At 65.2% G+C, this 16,668-nt stretch carries 18 protein-coding genes; 9 read left to right on the forward strand and 9 right to left on the reverse strand.

Annotated features, from left to right (window positions below; all coding sequences use genetic code 11):
- The 6 genes from fabG (at position 1) to BN972_RS12070 (ending at position 5,493) form a co-directional block, all read left to right on the forward strand.
- Positions 1 to 750 carry a 3-oxoacyl-ACP reductase FabG gene (gene fabG / locus BN972_RS12045; RefSeq protein WP_036357970.1) on the forward strand — a complete coding sequence of 250 codons (750 nt, stop codon included), beginning with the start codon at positions 1 to 3 and terminating at the stop codon, positions 748 to 750.
- A complete protein-coding gene (locus BN972_RS12050; protein WP_036357973.1) occupies positions 747 to 1,973 on the forward strand; it encodes an acetyl-CoA C-acetyltransferase in 1,227 nt (408 codons plus the stop codon). The genes fabG and BN972_RS12050 overlap by 4 nt, the downstream gene beginning before the upstream one ends.
- Positions 1,970 to 3,178 carry a CoA transferase gene (locus BN972_RS12055; protein ID WP_036357976.1) on the forward strand — a complete coding sequence of 403 codons (1,209 nt, stop codon included), beginning with the start codon at positions 1,970 to 1,972 and terminating at the stop codon, positions 3,176 to 3,178. The genes BN972_RS12050 and BN972_RS12055 overlap by 4 nt, the downstream gene beginning before the upstream one ends.
- Complete coding sequence (locus tag BN972_RS12060) at positions 3,175 to 4,368, forward strand: acyl-CoA dehydrogenase family protein (protein ID WP_036357979.1); 1,194 nt, start codon at positions 3,175 to 3,177, stop codon at positions 4,366 to 4,368. The genes BN972_RS12055 and BN972_RS12060 overlap by 4 nt, the downstream gene beginning before the upstream one ends.
- Positions 4,369 to 4,372: 4 nt before the next feature.
- Positions 4,373 to 5,053 carry a GntR family transcriptional regulator gene (locus BN972_RS12065; RefSeq protein WP_036357982.1) on the forward strand — a complete coding sequence of 227 codons (681 nt, stop codon included), beginning with the start codon at positions 4,373 to 4,375 and terminating at the stop codon, positions 5,051 to 5,053.
- A gap of 77 nt (positions 5,054 to 5,130) precedes the next feature.
- Positions 5,131 to 5,493, forward strand: coding sequence for a hypothetical protein (locus BN972_RS12070; RefSeq protein WP_036357985.1), 363 nt, complete (start codon positions 5,131 to 5,133; stop codon positions 5,491 to 5,493).
- Here the strand turns inward: BN972_RS12070 and BN972_RS12075 are convergent.
- From BN972_RS12075 to BN972_RS12100, 6 genes are read right to left on the reverse strand one after another with little or no spacing between them, the layout of a single operon-like run.
- Positions 5,490 to 7,010 carry a class I adenylate-forming enzyme family protein gene (locus tag BN972_RS12075; RefSeq protein ID WP_036357988.1) on the reverse strand — a complete coding sequence of 507 codons (1,521 nt, stop codon included), beginning with the start codon at positions 7,008 to 7,010 and terminating at the stop codon, positions 5,490 to 5,492. The two genes, BN972_RS12070 and BN972_RS12075, sit on opposite strands and share 4 nt — an antisense overlap.
- Positions 7,003 to 8,547: a class I adenylate-forming enzyme family protein gene (locus BN972_RS12080; RefSeq protein WP_036357991.1), complete on the reverse strand. Its 1,545-nt coding sequence runs from the start codon at positions 8,545 to 8,547 to the stop codon at positions 7,003 to 7,005. The genes BN972_RS12075 and BN972_RS12080 overlap by 8 nt, the downstream gene beginning before the upstream one ends.
- Positions 8,537 to 9,982 (reverse strand): AMP-binding protein, encoded by a 1,446-nt coding sequence (locus BN972_RS12085; RefSeq protein ID WP_036357994.1) that lies wholly within the window; start codon positions 9,980 to 9,982, stop codon positions 8,537 to 8,539. The genes BN972_RS12080 and BN972_RS12085 overlap by 11 nt, the downstream gene beginning before the upstream one ends.
- Positions 9,982 to 10,767, reverse strand: coding sequence for an enoyl-CoA hydratase/isomerase family protein (locus BN972_RS12090; RefSeq protein WP_036357996.1), 786 nt, complete (start codon positions 10,765 to 10,767; stop codon positions 9,982 to 9,984). The genes BN972_RS12085 and BN972_RS12090 overlap by 1 nt, the downstream gene beginning before the upstream one ends.
- Positions 10,767 to 11,573: an enoyl-CoA hydratase/isomerase family protein gene (locus BN972_RS12095; RefSeq protein ID WP_036357998.1), complete on the reverse strand. Its 807-nt coding sequence runs from the start codon at positions 11,571 to 11,573 to the stop codon at positions 10,767 to 10,769. The genes BN972_RS12090 and BN972_RS12095 overlap by 1 nt, the downstream gene beginning before the upstream one ends.
- Positions 11,574 to 11,595: 22 nt before the next feature.
- Positions 11,596 to 12,417, reverse strand: a complete 822-nt coding sequence (locus tag BN972_RS12100; protein ID WP_036360709.1) for an enoyl-CoA hydratase-related protein — start codon at positions 12,415 to 12,417, stop codon at positions 11,596 to 11,598.
- Between the two features lie 127 nt (positions 12,418 to 12,544).
- On the opposite strand from BN972_RS12100, the gene BN972_RS12105 reads away from it, so the two are divergent.
- Together BN972_RS12105 and BN972_RS12110 are read left to right on the forward strand one after the other, a co-directional pair.
- The gene (locus BN972_RS12105; protein ID WP_036358001.1) at positions 12,545 to 13,234 is read left to right on the forward strand and encodes a hotdog family protein; all 690 of its coding nucleotides are present in this window, start codon (positions 12,545 to 12,547) and stop codon (positions 13,232 to 13,234) included.
- Positions 13,231 to 14,124: an enoyl-CoA hydratase/isomerase family protein gene (locus BN972_RS12110; RefSeq protein ID WP_036358004.1), complete on the forward strand. Its 894-nt coding sequence runs from the start codon at positions 13,231 to 13,233 to the stop codon at positions 14,122 to 14,124. The genes BN972_RS12105 and BN972_RS12110 overlap by 4 nt, the downstream gene beginning before the upstream one ends.
- Before the next feature lie 15 nt (positions 14,125 to 14,139).
- Here the strand turns inward: BN972_RS12110 and BN972_RS12115 are convergent, their stop codons facing one another.
- Positions 14,140 to 14,916 carry a TetR/AcrR family transcriptional regulator gene (locus BN972_RS12115; RefSeq protein ID WP_036358007.1) on the reverse strand — a complete coding sequence of 259 codons (777 nt, stop codon included), beginning with the start codon at positions 14,914 to 14,916 and terminating at the stop codon, positions 14,140 to 14,142.
- 114 nt (positions 14,917 to 15,030) lie between these two features.
- Here BN972_RS12115 and BN972_RS12120 point away from each other — a divergent pair, with 114 nt between their 5' ends.
- Positions 15,031 to 16,035 carry a dihydrodipicolinate synthase family protein gene (locus BN972_RS12120; protein ID WP_036358009.1) on the forward strand — a complete coding sequence of 335 codons (1,005 nt, stop codon included), beginning with the start codon at positions 15,031 to 15,033 and terminating at the stop codon, positions 16,033 to 16,035.
- A 76-nt stretch (positions 16,036 to 16,111) separates the two neighbouring features.
- Here the strand turns inward: BN972_RS12120 and mbp1 are convergent, their stop codons facing one another.
- Together mbp1 and BN972_RS12130 are read right to left on the reverse strand one after the other, a co-directional pair.
- Positions 16,112 to 16,348, reverse strand: a complete 237-nt coding sequence (gene mbp1, locus BN972_RS12125; RefSeq protein ID WP_036358011.1) for a microaggregate-binding protein 1 — start codon at positions 16,346 to 16,348, stop codon at positions 16,112 to 16,114.
- A gap of 53 nt (positions 16,349 to 16,401) precedes the next feature.
- A complete protein-coding gene (locus BN972_RS12130; RefSeq protein ID WP_036358015.1) occupies positions 16,402 to 16,641 on the reverse strand; it encodes a hypothetical protein in 240 nt (79 codons plus the stop codon).
- Positions 16,642 to 16,668: the final 27 nt, after the last annotated feature.

The raw sequence follows: 16,668 nt of genomic DNA on the forward strand, positions 1-16,668 counted from the left end.
GTGATACAGGTGTCGTTGCTCGAAGGTCAGACCGCCGTGGTTACCGGCGCTGCGCAAGGTCTCGGATTCGCGATAGCGGAGCGATTCATCGCCGAGGGAGCCCGGGTGGTGCTCGGCGATGTCAATCTGGAAGCGACCGAGGCGGCGGCCGAGAAACTGGGCGGTGCGGAAGTCGCTCTCGCGGTGCGATGCGACGTAACCCAATCCGACCAGGTGCAAAACCTGATCCAGACTGCCATCGATCGCTTCGGTGGGCTGGACATCATGGTCAACAACGCCGGCATCACCCGCGATGCGACCATGCGCAAGATGACCGAAGAGCAGTTCGATCAGGTCATCAACGTGCACCTGAAGGGAACCTGGAACGGCACCCGGCTGGCTGCGGCGGTGATGCGGGAAAACAAGCGCGGCGCCATCATCAACATGTCGTCCGTCTCGGGCAAGGTAGGGATGGTCGGCCAGACCAACTACTCGGCGGCCAAGGCGGGGATCGTCGGTATGACCAAGGCGGCCGCCAAAGAGCTTGCCTACCTTGGCGTTCGGGTCAACGCGATCGCGCCTGGCCTGATCCGCTCCGCGATGACCGAAGCGATGCCGCAACGCATCTGGGATTCCAAGGTGGCCGAGGTCCCGATGGGGCGAGCCGGTGAGCCCAGCGAGGTGGCCAGCGTCGCCCTGTTCCTTGCCTCGGACCTGTCGTCGTACATGACCGGAACCGTCATGGAGATCACCGGCGGCCGGCACCTATGAGTGGTGGGGTTCGGCAGGAGGCCGTCATCTGTGAGCCGGTACGCACACCGATCGGGCGTTACGGCGGAATGTTCAAGTCGCTCAGCGCCGTAGACCTCGGTGTCGCGGCGCTCAAGGGACTGCTCGACCGCGCCGGCATCTCGCCCGAGGCCGTGCAGGACGTGATCCTGGGACACTGCTATCCCAGCAGCGAGGCGCCCGCGATCGGGCGCGTGGTGGCCCTGGACGCCGGGCTGCCCGTCACCGTCCCGGGCATGCAGGTCGATCGGCGCTGCGGGTCGGGTTTGCAGGCGGTGATCCAGGCGTGCCTGCAGGTGAGCACCGGCAACAACGACCTCGTCGTCGCCGGTGGTTGTGAAAGCATGAGCAACGTCGCCTTCTACTCCACCGACATGCGTTGGGGCGGTGCACGTTCCGGTGTCCGTGTGCACGACGGGCTAGCGCGCGGGCGCACCACCGCCGGGGGGCGCCACTACCCGGTTCCTGGTGGGATGCTCGAGACGGCGGAGAATCTGCGCCGTCAGTACGGCATCTCGCGCCAGGAGCAGGACGAGCTTGCGGTGCGGTCGCATCAGCGTGCGGTGGCCGCGCAAAAGGACGGCATCCTCAGCGAAGAGATCATCGGAGTGCCGGTGGCCACCCGCCACGGCGAGGAGCTGATCGACACCGACGAACATCCGCGAGCCGACACCACCCTGGAGTCATTGGGCAAGCTCAAACCCGTTCTGGCCAAGGATGATCCGGAGGCGACGGTGACGGCCGGCAACGCCAGCGGACAGAACGACGCCGCTTCTATGTGCGTGGTCACCACCCCGGAGAAGGCGTCGGAATACGGCTTGACGCCGCTGGTGCGGCTCGTGTCATGGGGGTCGGCCGGTGTGGCACCCAACATCATGGGTATCGGTCCGGTCCCGGCCACCGAAGTCGCCCTGGCCAAAGCGGGCCTACGGCTAGCCGACATCGACCTCATCGAACTCAACGAGGCCTTCGCCGCCCAGGCCCTCGCGGTGATGCGGGAGTGGAACTTCACCCCGACTGACCACGACCGCACCAACGTGCATGGCTCGGGAATCTCGCTGGGCCACCCGGTCGGGGCGACCGGCGGCCGAATGCTGGCCACGCTGGCCCGCGAACTCAACCGGCGCCAGGCGCGCTACGGCCTGGAGACCATGTGCATCGGCGGCGGCCAGGGCTTGGCCGCAGTCTTCGAGCGGGTCACATGACGGCTCCGGCGCTGCCGCTGACCGGCATCCGCGTTGTCGAAGTGTCCAGCTTCGTCGCCGCGCCGCTGTGCGGCATGACACTCAGCCAGCTCGGGGCGCAGGTGATCCGCGTCGACCCGATCGGCGGGGGCGCCGACACGCAACGCTGGCCGCTGGCCGCCGACGGCACCTCGATCTATTGGACTGGGCTGAACAAGGGCAAGCGGTCGGCCACCATCGATCTGCGCTCGACCGAAGGCCAGGAGCTGGTACAGCGGCTGATCGTCGAGGGTGACGGCATCGTGGTCACCAACGCCGCCGGAATGTCGTGGCTAAGCCATGATGCGCTGGCGGCCAAGCGTTCCGACATCATCCACGTTCAGCTGCTCGGCCGCGGCGACGGATCCACCGGGGTGGACTACACGGTGAACGCCGGGCTCGGATACCCCATGGTGACCGGCCCCGCCGAGCACGCCGGCCCGATCAACCATGTCCTGCCCGCCTGGGACGTCAGCTGCGGGCTGTACGCCGCCCTGTCCGTCGTCGCCGCACTCCGCCGCCGCGAGCAAGCGCGGATTGGGGCGCGCATCAGCATTGCGCTCGAAGACGTCGCTCTGGCGACAGCCGGCAACCTGGGCTTGCTGACCGAGCCGCAGGTGATCGGGACGCAGCGCGAACGGCTGGGCAACGCCATCTACGGCCAGTACGGGCAGGACTTCGTCAGCAACGACGGGGTCCGGTTCATGGTAGTCCTGTTGACCAGACGCCACTTTCGCGATCTGGTCGAGATAACCGGCACTGAAGGTGCCATGACGGCACTGGCCGAGGCGCTGGGGGCGGACTTCGGCTCGGAGGGCGACCGCTACCGGTACCGGAATGCGATATCCGGACTGTTCGGCACCTGGTTCGCCGACCATAGCGGCGACGAGGTCAGCGCCGCGCTCTCGGGCACCTCGGTGTTGTGGGAACGGTACCGCACCTTTGCCGAGGTCGCCGCCGGACCGAAAGTGACTGGCAATCCGTTGTTTTCCCGGCTGCACCAGCCCGGGGTCGGTGACTACCTCGCTCCGGCCATGCCCGCTGCAATCGACGGCGTTCACCCCGCCTGCGCCGCCGCGCCGCGATTGGGGGCGGATACCGCGGATCTGCTCGCCGAGTACCTGGGTTTGACCGAAACCGACATCAAGCGGTTGGCGACCGCGGGGACGATAGGAACGAGCGAATGACCAAACTCGCCCAGACCCTCGGATTGACCGAATTTCAAACCGAAATCGTCGCGACTGTAAGGCAATTCGTCGACAAGGAGATCATCCCTAACGCGCCGGCGCTGGAGCGCACCGACACCTACCCGCAGGCGATCGTCGACGCCCTGCGCGACATGGGACTGTTCGGCCTGATGATCCCGGAGGAGTACGGCGGGCTGGGCGAGTCGCTGTTGACCTATGCGTTGTGCGTCGAGGAGCTGGCCCGCGGCTGGATGAGCATCTCGGGCGTCCTGAACACCCATTTCATCGTCGCGTACATGTTGCGCCAGCACGGCACCGACGAGCAGAAGCAACGGTTCCTGCCGCGGATGGTGACCGGCGAGACGCGCGGCGCCTTCTCGATGTCGGAACCGGAACTGGGCTCCGACGTCGCCGCGATCCGTACCCGCGCGACCCGCAATCCCGACGGCACCTACACCATCGACGGTCAGAAGATGTGGCTGACCAACGGCGGCAGTTCCACCCTGGTTGCCGTGCTGGTGCGCACCGACGAGGGCGCGGACAAACCGCACCGCAACCTCACGGCGTTCCTGGTCGAGAAGCCCACGGGGTTCGGGGAAGTGGTGCCCGGCCTGATCATCCCCGGCAAGATCGACAAGCTGGGGTACAAGGGCATCGACACCACGGAACTCATCTTCGACGGCTACGGGGCCAGCGCCGACGACATCCTGGGCGGCCGTGCCGGGCAGGGCTTCTTTCAGATGATGGACGGCATCGAAGTGGGCCGGGTCAACGTGTCCGCGCGGGCTTGCGGTATCGGACTGCGCGCATTCGAGCTTGCGGTGAAGTATGCCCAGCAACGGCAGACCTTCGGCAAACCAATCGCCGAGCACCAGGCTATCGCGTTCCAGCTGGCCGAGATGGCCACCAAAGTCGAAGCGGCACATTTGATGATGGTCAATGCCGCCCGGCTAAAGGACTCCGGCGAACGCAACGACGTCGCCGCAGGCATGGCGAAGTACCTCGCCAGCGAATTCTGCGCCGAGGTGACCCAGCAGAGCTTCCGGATTCACGGCGGCTACGGCTATTCCAAGGAGTACGAGATCGAGCGGCTGATGCGCGATGCGCCGTTCCTGCTCATCGGCGAGGGCACCAGCGAAATCCAGAAATCCATTATCAGCAAGCGTCTGCTCGACGAGTACCGGGTGTGAGGCCATGACCGTTCCGGACTTCGGTGCGCGGCCTCAACTTTCCGAGGACGTCGCGAGCTTTGTCCGCAAGCGGATCTTCGAAGGCACCTACGCGGCCGGCCAATACGTGCGGCTCGACCAACTGGCCGCCGAATTGGGGATCAGCGTCACGCCGGTGCGAGAAGCGCTGTTCGCGTTGCGCGCCGAAGGACTGGTGGCGCAGCAGCCCCGCCGCGGCTTCGTGGTGCTGCCGCTGACCCAGCGCGACCTTGCCGATGTCGCCAACGTGCAAGCACACGTCGGCGGCGAGCTCGCCGCACGCGCGGCGCTCAACATCACCGACGAGCAGTTACGCGAATTAGAAGACCTGCAAACTCAACTTGAGGCCGCGTATGCCGCCGACGACGACGAACGCTCGATCCGGCTCAATCACGAATTCCACCGGGCGATCAACATCGCTGCCGCGTCACCGAAGCTGGCGCAGCTGATGTCGCAAATCACCCGTTACGCCCCCGAGTCGGTCTTTCCGATGATCGAGCACTGGCCGGACCAGGCCGGCAAGGACCACCGACGGGTGCTGGACGCGCTAGCCCGGCACGATGAGCAGCTGGCCCGCGCGGCGATGTCGGAACACCTTGCCGCCAGCGCGGTCCCGCTGATCGACCACCTCATCGAGCGTGGAGTGGTAGTGCAGCCGCAGGAATAGCTCCGAGACGCTGAGCTTGTTGGGCCGGGCTTCTGCGCATAAGGTGCTGTCCAGGGGTCCCATCGCAGGGAGAGCAAATGCGCCGCGCGTCTCGTGCTACCGCCGGATTGTTGGTGTGCGTAACGGCGGTCACGTGGGCGCCGCCGGCTACCGCCGACCCACTGGATCCCATCCCCGGCAACGGTGTCTTCGTCGTGGGGCCCGACATCGCGCCGGGCCTGTATCGCACGGCCGGGTCGGCGTCCACCTTCGGGGTGTGGATCAACAATGTGCCGACCCAGGATTCGATGTGCGCGTGGTTCACCTACAGCACACCGGACGCCAACAAGGAGCATGTGCTGCAGACGAACATCTCGGTCGGACCGATGTTCGCGAACATCAACACGTCGGTGAAGGCCTTCGAGTCGCAGAACTGTCAACCGTGGACGCGGGTCCCTTAGGGTTTTGCTTCGGCCAACATTTCCCGCAGCCGCCCCAGGTCCACCTTGCCGGTACCGCCGCGCGGAATGTCGTCGTCGGAGGCCAGCAGCAGCCACACCGTCGGTACCTTGAAAGAGCTGAGCACTTCCTTTGCTGCGCGGCGTAATTGCTCTACGGTACGGCCGCTGGTCACCACCGCCGCTCCCACCCGCCGCGCCCCGACCCCAGGCACATCTGTGACGAAGGCGCTCTGCACTCCATCGATGCCGCGCAGGACCCTTTCGACTTCGCTGGGATAGACGGTGGCACCGCTGACTTTGAACATGTCGTCCGAGCGACCGTGATAGAAGAGGAAGCCCTCGGTGTCCAGCCGGCCGAGGTCGCCGGTGAGGTAGAAGCCGTCCGCGGTGAACAGTTCTTCTCTACTGCGGCGGCAGATCCCGCGCAGCGTGTGTGGCCCCCGGAGCTGGATCATGCCGATGGTGCCCGCCGGGACCGGATCGCCCGTGTCCGGGTCGGCGATGCGAATTTCCATGCCGGGGAACGGCTTTCCGCAGCTGCCCCAGGCTGGTGCGGGCAGGTCGGTGTCGGCGGCATACCCGCTGTAGGGTCCGAATGACTCAGTCATGCCGAAGAGGGTCGCCCGCGCGCCCGGTTGCGCGCGCTGTTCGGGAGGCAGTAGCGCCTCCAGACTGCCCGGGCGCAGCGCGGTGAGATCGGTATGGGCCCGGTCGGGATGGCGTGCCAACGCTTCGGCCTGGTCGGGCCAGCCCCGGAACAGCGTGACGCGTTCCTTTTCCAGCAGCCGCAGTGTGGTCTCCGGTTGCGGTCTTTCCTCGGTGACCAAGGTGGCGCCGGCGATCAGCGCCGACAGAATGCCGCTGCCGAACCCGCCCACCCAGAAGAACGGCATCGGAAGGTACAGCCGGGTGTCGGAGGTGATGCAGCGCGCCGCCAATCCCGAGTGCACCGCTCCCAGCGCATTGCCGTGCGAGTGAACGACGCCCTTGGGCGGGCCGCTGCTGCCGGAGGTGAAGATGATGACGAACGGGTCGGCAGGGGTGACGGTTTTGGCGAGGGCATCGACGATTTCATGGGCGACCTCGGCGGTGGTCTGTACCAATGACCCGGTGGGCCAGATCCGCTGCAGCGCAGGAAGTTCCGCGCGCGGCACCGCTCGGACCGCGTCGAGGTACCGGTGGCCGCGGAATTCTTCAACGCTGACCAGGAACTGTACCGAGGCCATCCGCAGTTGCGCGACGAGTTCGGTGGGTTGCAGCAGCGTGCTCAGCGGAACCAGTACCCCGCCGATGCGTGTGACGGCGATGGCGATCTGCACCCAGCGTGTGCAATTGGGCATGATCAACCCCACCCGGGTGCCCTTTCGCACTCCGGCCGCGATGAGCGTGGCAGCCATATCCTTTGTGGTCGTGTCGAGTTCGATATAGCTGACCCGCGAAGCTGGGTCGATGACCATGGGTTTGCTGCCGTGCTGAGCGGCTTGTGCCCCGACTAAACCGGCTATCGTGTCAGTCACCGATCAACCTCTTCAGTCCCTCGAGGTCAACCTTGCCGCTGGACAGCAGCGGTATATGGGTGCGAGGCAAAGCAATGAAACGTCTGGGTATCTTGTAGGACGACAGCGCGGTCTTCAGTCGGTCACGCAGCGCCTCTTCGTCGAAATTCGCGGTGGTGTCGGGCAGGGCGATCACCGCGGCCACCACCTGCCCGCGCTGTGCGTCCGGCAGCCCGAAAACGTGTGCCGTCACCCCTAGGTTGGCCAAGGCCTGCTCGACCTCGGCGGCTGAGACATTGGCACCGCCCGTCTTGATCATGCCGGACCTGCGGCCGACGAAATACATGAAACCGTCGTCGTCGACGCGCACCAGATCGCCGGTGTGGAACCAGCCGTCGGCGTCGAAACACTGCTCTCGACTGCGTTTGTAGTACCCCTGCATCACATACGGCCCGCGGATGCACAGCTCGCCGACGACGCCGGACCGAACCGGCCTGCCCGTATCCGGTTCGACGATAGTGGTCTGGAATCCAGGCGCTGGTTTGCCGTAGGACCCGCGCCGATGCTCGGGTTGATCGGATTCGTCGTCGCTGATCAGCAGCACGCTCCCGGCTTCGGTCAACCCCAGCATGTTGTGCCGCAGCTCAGGGTCGGCCGGCCGGGTCTCCGGCGCCATGATCGGGTACAGGTTGCCCCGCCGCAGTGACGACAAATCGCGCCGAGGGTAGCTCGGGTGCTCGGCCAGGTGTGCGATGCCGGACACGAATCCGTTGGTGACAGTGGGCCTTGCGGCCTCGATCAAGTCGAGAACGGTGCCGGCGTCGGCTGCGTTCGAGCACACCAGCGTCGACCCCGCGACCAGGGTGGCCAACAGCCCGAACGCCAGCCCGCCGATCCAGAAAAACGGCGAGTTGCAGAACAGCCGGTCCTGCGGGCTCAAACCTCGAATCGTGTTGAGGTTGCGCTGGTGTCCAAGCAGTGCGGCGTGTGTGTGCACCACACCCCTGGGGGTGCTGGTCGATCCGGACGTGTACACGATCGTCAACACGTCGGACCCGTCGACATCGTCCTCCATAGCCCGCAACAGGTCGGGGTCGGCGCATGGGTCGTTACGCGAGTCGACCCGCACGTGGCGCAGTTGCGGCACGGCGGGGTGAAACAACTCACCGTCGATGCGGCCGAGCAGTTCGGTCAGCCGTTGCACATAGTCATGAGATCGAAACGAGTTGGCGCTCAGCAGCAGAGCGGTGTCACTATGTACCAATTGCCGGTGCAGTTCACCGGTGGTCATGAAGGTGGAGAACGGCACCACCACCGCCCCGATGCGCGCGACTGCCAGCATGCCGACGACGAAGTCGGCGCCGTTGGGGTAGAGCAACCCCACATGAGTGCCCTTGCCGGCTCCCCGCGCGATCAGCTCGCGAGCGAGCTCGGCTGAGCGCCGGTCCGCCTCGGCATAGCCGAGGCGCTCGTCGTCGCACACCAGTAGTGGGTGATCGCCCCGCGACCGCGACTGCTGCCGGAGAACCCCGGCAATCGTTCCGGGCTCACCGGGCATGGTCGACTGCGAAGTAACCTCGGACGGCGCCCAGGTCGGCCTTGCCGGATGGGGTGCGGGGGATCGTATCGACAATGGCGATGTCCGTGGGGATCTCGTAGCGGGCCAGTCGCGTCCGCAGGTATTCGACGAGCTCGTCGGGGGACACCGCCTCGCGAAGCTCCACCATCGCCACCGGGGTTTCGCCGAGCCGGTCGTCTTGGCGTCCGATCACGGCCGCCCCGGCTACCGCAGGATGGCTCTCCAGCGCGGTGCGTACGTCGTCGGGCATCACCTTGAAACCACCGCGGATGATCGCCTGATCAGCCCGCCCGACGATCCAGACGAACCCGTCGGAGTCGATGCGGGCCATGTCGGTGGTGCGCATCCACGGCGCGCCCGAGCCCAGCTGTGCGGGCTTGACCTCCAGCCGGCCAACCTGATCTGCAGGTAGGGGAGCGCCACCGTCATCGACCACCCGCAGTTGCGCACCCGGATTGGCACGACCCACACTGCCGCGCTTGGCTTTCCAGTACTGCTGGTGATCAGTAAGGGTCCAGCCGGCAACCCCACCACCGAATTCGGTTGCGGCGTACGACGTGAGGACGGGAATCCCGTATTTGTCGGTGAACGCGTCGGCATCATCGGCCGATAACGGTGCGGTGCCACAGGTCACGGCGCGGATGCTGGACAGATCCGCACGCGTGAGGTCGGAGTGCAATACCGCGCGCAGCGCAGCCGGCACCAGTGACACGGTGCGGGGCCGGTGTTTGCGTACGGCCGCGGACCACCGCGTCAGCTCGAAACGCTCCAGCAACACGAAAGGTCTGGCTTCGGCGATGCATTGCAGCACCCGGAACACGCCCCCGATATGCACCAGCGGAGAGTTCACGATCGCCACCCCGCGACGCAGTGCGGCCGGCCGTGGTGCGTCACGGTAGTCGGGGCCCATCACGCTGTGGGCCAGCATGTCGTAGCTGAGATCGATGCGCTTGGGCGGGCCGGTCGTACCGCTGGTCAGCATCCGCACCGCAACGCCCGACGAGATCCCTGTCACAACCGGAGATTCGGTGGGTTGGTCGAAGATGTCGGACATGGATACCGTCGCGGTTTCGGCCCCTGCGTCGACCAGTGCTGTCAAGTCCTCGGATTCCCCGATGATCAACGGCAACCGCAGCGCCTCGATATCGGCACGCGTGCGTTCGTCGCCGCGAGCCGGGTTGACGGTGACCACCGTCCCGCCGCCGAGCAGCACACCGAGCAACGCCGCCACGTGAGCGGGCCTGTTCCGCAACAGCATTCCCACGTTGGCGGCCGGCGCGCACCACGCGATATGTCGCGCCGCCGCACCGACCTGCCCCCAGGACAACCACGTGTCGTCGTACTCGATGGCGGGTGAATCCGGTTGCAGATCCAGCACATCGGCAATACGTCGGCTGAGTGGATGGTCGGGCACTAGCGGATCTGCGGCTTTCGCTTTGCGGGCGGCTGGGCGGCCAACTCGGCCTGACCCAGCGGGTTACCCAGCCGCGTGTAGATGAGTCCCTGCTCCATGGCGGTCCGGTACGGCTTGTCCAAAGACTCCCAGATCGCCTTCACGGTGCCCTGCGTCGCCGTCGGGGGGTTGGCGGCGATCGTGGCCGCGATTTCGTGGGCGCGGCCCCAGAGCCGATCGGTTTCCACCACTTCCGTCACCAGGCCGATGCGCAGGGCGGTGTCCGCGCTGACCCGCTCGTCGTTGCCCATCAGTGCGATGCGCAGCGTGTCGCCCAGGCCGACGCGGCGCATCAGTCCGACCGGCTCGAGTGCACAAACCAGACCTACCGAGACGTGGGAATCGAAAAACGTCGCCTCGCGCGAGCAGATGACCACGTCGGATTCATTGACGAAATAGAAGGCGCCCGCCGTGCACATGCCCTGGACGGCGCAGACCACCGGCTTCCACATCTTCTGCCACTTGGGGCTGAGGTATTCGCCGGGATCTTCATGATTCCAGATGTTTTCGGGTTGGCCGTAGGGTGTCTTGATGTCCAGGCCGGCACTGAACGCCTGGCTGCCGGCGGCCCGCAGCACCACCGCGTTCACCGTATCGTCCAGCTTGACCGTGCGCCATGCTTCGGCCATCTCCCGACACATGGTGCGGTTGAAGGCATTGAGATGCTCGGGTCGGTTCAGCGTAATGGTGGCGACGTGGGCGGCAGCGTCGACGTCAAGCAGGATGGTCTCGAACTCGTGGCTCATCACTTGCACTGCCAATTCGGTTTCCGCTTCTCCACGAATGCGCGGGGGCCTTCCTGCGCGTCCTCGGTGCGCAGCACCCGCTCACGGAATGTCTCCGCCATGATCTCAGCTTCGTGCAGTGGGACATTGAGGCCCTTCAGTATTGCGAGCCGTGTTCCCCGAACCGCCAGGGGTGCATTGGAGTTGACGATGTCGGCGATCTGGCGGGCCCGATCCAGCAGTTGGTCATGTTCGACGATCTCGCTGATCAGCCCGAGTTCGTAGGCGCGTTGCGCGCTCATCCGCTCGTGTTTGCCCATCAGCGCCATCCGTAGCGCAATCGATCGCGGCAGCACCCGTGAGATTCGCACCAACTCGCGTCCGGCCACCAGACCGATGCTGACGTGCGGATCGAAGAACGTGGCGCGGTCGGAGGCGATCACGATATCCGACGTCGTCACCCAGTCCATGCCTGCCCCGCAACACAATCCGTTGACGGCGGCCAGCACCGGCTTGGCCATGGTGCGAAACGGCGGAGTTCCCTCCTGGGGGGCCTCCCACTGGTCGTAGGTGGACAGGTAAGGACGCTCGTAGATCACCTTGCCGTCTTCGGGAATCTCCTTGACGTCGGCGCCCGTGCAGAACGCGCGTCCGGTGCCGGTCACGATGGTCAGCCATACGTCGTCGTCGTTCTCGGCTTCGGCATACGCGGCACGCAGCTCGGTGATCATGTGGGGACTCAGCGCATTCAGCGCCTCGGGACGGTTCAGCGTGATTATCGCGGTGTGTCCATCGACGTCGTAGCCGATGGTGTCAAACGTGGGCATTGTCGCATCCCTTCATGACAGTTCACCGGCCCCGGAACTGTGGCGCACGCCGTTCGCGGAAGGCATCCAAGCCCTCTCTGAAATCACTTGTTCGACATGATAATTCCAGATTGAACAGCTCCTGGGTCAGGGACTCACTCAGGGTGGCACCCTGCCCGAAGCCCAGAGCCTGCTTGGTCAGTCCGATCGCCACCGTCGGGCCGCCGGCCAGGCGCGCTAGGAGCTCCTCGACCGCATTCTCGTAGTCTTCGGTGGGCACGGCCTGGTGAATGAGGCCCCAATCGGCCGCATCGATCGCACCGACCTTCTCGCCGAGCAACAACATCCGCCTGGCGCGGGCCACCCCGATCAGCCGTGGCAGTAGCCAGGTCGAGCCGGAGTCCGGGCTGAAGCCGCGGTCCATGAACGGCTCCCAAAACATCGCGTCGCTGGTGGCGACGGTGAAGTCAGCGGCCAGAGCGAGATTGCAGCCCATGCCAGCAGCCCAACCCCGCACGCTGCACAGCACCGGCAGTTGAATGGTGTGCACCAGCTCGATCACGCGGTGTGCGGCGTGCGGGACCCGTCGCACCAGGTCACCCGTGCGGGGCCGCTTACCGTCGGCGGAGTTGGTGGCCACCCAGTCCGCGCCCGCGCAGAAGTCGTCTCCGGCACCGCGGATATGTATCGCGCGCAACGAGTAATCGGTCGCCGCGTCGGACAGCACATCGACGAGTGACTGAATCATCATGTGTGTCAGAGAATTACGACGTGATGGTCGATCGAGAGTAATGCGGAGAACGCCACCCTCGCGGTGCGCCGCCACCGAACCCTGGGCCTCGGTCGAGTCAGCCCCGTGACTCACTGTCGGATCCGGCTCTTCCACTGATCTCCAACTATACGGTTACCCATACAGTAAACAATACGATTGATACGCTGTATAAGTTAGCAAGGAATCGCTGCCGACGGAACAGCAGGGTGAAAGAGGACGCATGGCCGAAGGCGTCGAAGGTCGAGGGCAGGCAAGTCCCGAGCGGACCAGGTTCGGTGAGGCGCCTCTCGCCCAGACCGTCGCAGTTGCGGGCGCCATCCGGCGGCTCAGTTCACTGTTGTTGTCCATGGAGAGCGCACATCCGACCGTGGATGCCATGCTCGCCCAGTTCGCCGTCTGGGAGGGCGAACTCGCCGCTGCGGCGCCAACCGACCTCACCCCGCGAGTCGGCGACGTGCATGCCGACGCCGGACGGGTCTACCTGGATCATGCGACCGACATCGGTGCCTTCAATCCATGCTTTCCGGAATACCGGTTCGACCACCTCGACACCGAGACTGCCACCGGCCGGGTCACCTTCCCGCTGGTTTACGAGGGGCCGCCGGGACTGGTGCACGGCGGATTCCTGGGCGTCTTCTTCGACTGCATCATGCAGCACCAGAATTGCGTGACCGGGTTATCCGGAAAGACCCGGTCGCTGACCGTCACATTCCGCCGGCCGACCCCGATACTGACCGAGTTGCGGTTCGACATTGCCCGAACGCAGACCGAGCGCGGCATCACCTCGACGGCCCGGCTGTTGCTCGGCGAGGAGGTGCTGTGCATCGGTGAGGTCAACACACTGGCGTCCCGCCCGGAACAGCTCTCCACCACCCAATTCGGCAGGCGCCGAGAGGAGTTAGACAGATGACCGCCTCCTTCGACACCGCTGACGACCGGGTGCTTTTCGATGTGGATGCCGACCATCGGATCGCCACTATTACGCTGAACAACCCCGAGCACCGCAACACCTACGACCCGCCCATGCGTGATGCGATTGCCAGATGCCTGGATCAGGTCGCCGATGACGACGACCTCACCGTGGTGTTGCTGCGCGGTGCGGGCGGCACCTTCAGCACGGGCGCGGACATGAACAACGCCTACGGGTGGTATGGCACGAAAGACGGCGACGAGCCGTCCAAACGCAGCCGGCCGAGCCAACGACGACGACTCGCCGTGGACCGCAAGTCATTTGGCTTCTACCACAACCTGCTGGGCTTTCCGAAGGTGACGGTCGGCGAGATCGCCGGCTACGCCCTGGGCGGCGGTTTCGAGATAGCCCTGATGACCGACATTTCGGTGATCGCCCGGGACACCAAGATCGGCATGCCGGCCACGCGTTTCCTCGGGCCCGCGCTGGGCAGCCTGCACATGTTCTTCCATCGACTGGGTCCGGTGCTGGCGCGGCGACTGCTGTTGACCGGCGACATCATTGAAGCCGGTGACCTCGCCCAATTCGGAATCTTCACCGAGACATGCGATCCCGGATCGGTCACCGCACGCGCCCGCTACTGGGCGGAGAAGGCGGCCAAGATGCCGGCCGACGGCATCGTCATCGCCAAGGAGGCCTTTCGGCTCGTCGAACAGAGCCAGGCATATCAGGGCGAAGAGGTCGCCAGCTATCTCTTTCACGCCTTCGGCACGAACCTGCAATTCGCACCGGGCGAGTTCAATTTCGTCAAGACCCGAGCGCAGCACGGCACCAAGGAAGCGTTCCGGCTACGAGACGAACACTTCCACGTGCCGGAACCGGAAGTCTGACAAGGCGTTTGGTCGTCAGCGAGCGGTCGTGCTGCGGGCGCGCGGCGCGGCCTTGCGCGGGGCGCCCTTCTTGGCTTTCGCCGCGGGCTTGGCGGTCTTCTCGATGAGCTGACTGGCGTGGTCGAGGATGCACTCGAGGCCGTATTCGAAATTCTGCTCGTTCGGAGCCCCAATTCGGTGCCCCTTGCCGGTCACCCGGGCGATCAACGGGGTGGTCCCCGGATCGATGGCGACGGCATCCTCGATGGTGCGGTTGCCGTCGTCGGACGACTCATTTTTCTCGTGCAGTCGATGCAACACCACGGACCCGCGCACGTGCAGCGAGATGGCGGAGTAGGTATCGAATGCGTCCTCTGGTGACAGGCCCGCCTCGACCAGGTTGCTGATCGCCTTCTCCATCTCCTGGGCGCCGACCCGGGCGGCCTTCGGGCTTAACGCGGCCCGGATCAGAATCAGGTCGCACAAAATCGGATTGCCCATGAACGTCTTGCGCATCAACCGCGCGTGATTGCGCAGCGTCTCGCGCCAATCGGCGGCTTCGACATAGGGGGTGGCAAAAACGTATTTGCTCAGCGCGCGGTCGGTCATCGCGTTGAGCAGATCGTCCTTTTTGCGGAAGTACCAGTAGATGCTGGTGACGCCCACACCGAGGTGCTTGCCGAGCAGTGGCATGCTCAGGTTGTCGATCGAAACCTGTTCTGCCAGTTCAAATGCGCCGGTGATGATGTCGTCGGGGTTGATGGACCCACGTTCGCGCCGCTGACGCTTTTCCGCAGTTGCCTGCTTTGCCACTGCCGGGCACCTCCATCACAATATGTTGTGCGCACGCGGTCTCAACCCAGTTTGCACCTGCTACTGTAATACCTATCGTAGGCTTTTTTGTATACATCGCAGAGCAGGCCCGTCGTGGCGACGGCCGCTGAGGCGCGTGCTTGGGCCCGAGGCGCTTTGCGGGGCATCGGCGACTCGCTTTACACCCCCTTCAGCGGTCCCGACGGTGACGATATCGATTGGGATGCCTACCGCGCACTGGTCCGGTACTGCGTCGGTGATCTCGGACACCCCCTGTTGTGGTGCACCAGCGGCCTGGCCGAATTCTGGGCGTTGACCATTGATGAGCGAAAGCGCTTGTTGGAGGTGGCCATCGAGGAGGGCCGGCGAGCCAACCCCGATGTCGTCGTGCAGGCCTGTACCGCGGCCACGTCCGCCAAGGACTGTCTGGAGTTGACGCTGCACGCTCAACAGGCGGGCGCCGACATCGCCTACATCCAGACGCCGATGATGGAAACCCATGGCGGCGAAGGGGTCCTGAGGTTTTTCTCCTATATCGCGGCGCGCACCGACATCGCGCTAGGCATGTTCAACTCGCCGTCTTCGGGCTACGTGGTGAGCGCGGCCGAAAGCGCGCGGATCTACCACGAGGTGCCCGCGGTGTGCGCCACCAAGGAGGGGGCATTCCGTCCGGAGAACAGCAGGCGGTTGCACGAGCTGGCGCCCGACCTGGTGCTGTGGGAATGCGACCGGACGGTGTACCGCGCGGGGTGGCTGCGCGCCGGAATCGTCTGCCCGGCGCAACTGGGCACCGCCGGCTATCTGTTCGAGACGCCGGGGCGCCGATTGTTCTCCGAATACTGGGATCTGGTGCTGGCCGACAAGTTGGTCGAGGCGATGGACTACGGCCGCGAGTCAGGGTTGGATCAGTTCGATCTTGACATCGGCGGGTGGTTCACCTGCTACCCAGGGCGGGCTGACTACTTCACGCATTGGGGTGGTGCGTTCAAATTCGCGGCGTCCGTACTGGGCCTGCCGATCGGGGACTATCCGCATTCACGGCCTCCCCAGGCCGTGCTACCGCCGGAGGCCAAAGCGCAGATCGAGAACGCGTATCGCCAACTCGGGCTGGTCGAATAGTCAGAAGCCGTTGTGGCACGACGGATTTGGATGAAGGCCCGGCCGATTATGGTGGCTGGGCCTTCATCCGCGCCGACTACTGCTGCGCTTCTTGGCGCGCCTCCTGAACCTTCGCTTCGGCACGAGCCTTGTCGGCCTCGGCCTCGTACTTGGCCGCATCACGCTGGGCTTCGGCCTTGTCCTGCTGAGCCTTGCCCTCATTGACGAGATCGTTGGCGCCGGTCACGGTGCCGATGACTTCCTTGGCCTTGCCTTTGACGTCCTCCACGATGCCCTTGATCGCCTCCGCCGGACCGCTGTTGCTGTTCGCCATGATGCTCTCCCTTTCGGTTGATGTCCTTTTGAGGACATTTCCCAATCGGAGGGTCAGGGCAAACTTGCTGGCGACGTGTCGCTCGTCACGGGCGCGGCCGGTTGGGGCGCCGACGCCGCCGACTGCTCCGCGGCGTGGGCGCGTCGCCGCACGAACAGCAGTGCCGCGCCGACGAGTCCACCGATCAGTGAAACCCACAACAGCAGCTGGGAGAGGGTAAGGGCCAGTTGGGCGCGCACCAACGCCGAGCGCGCCTGACCCAGGCGATGAGCGACTGCCTTCGTTCTATCCATGAAGTCCCCTCGAGGATCGGTTATGGG

Source organism: Mycobacterium asiaticum DSM 44297, assembly GCF_000613245.1.
Lineage (GTDB): Bacteria > Actinomycetota > Actinomycetes > Mycobacteriales > Mycobacteriaceae > Mycobacterium > Mycobacterium asiaticum.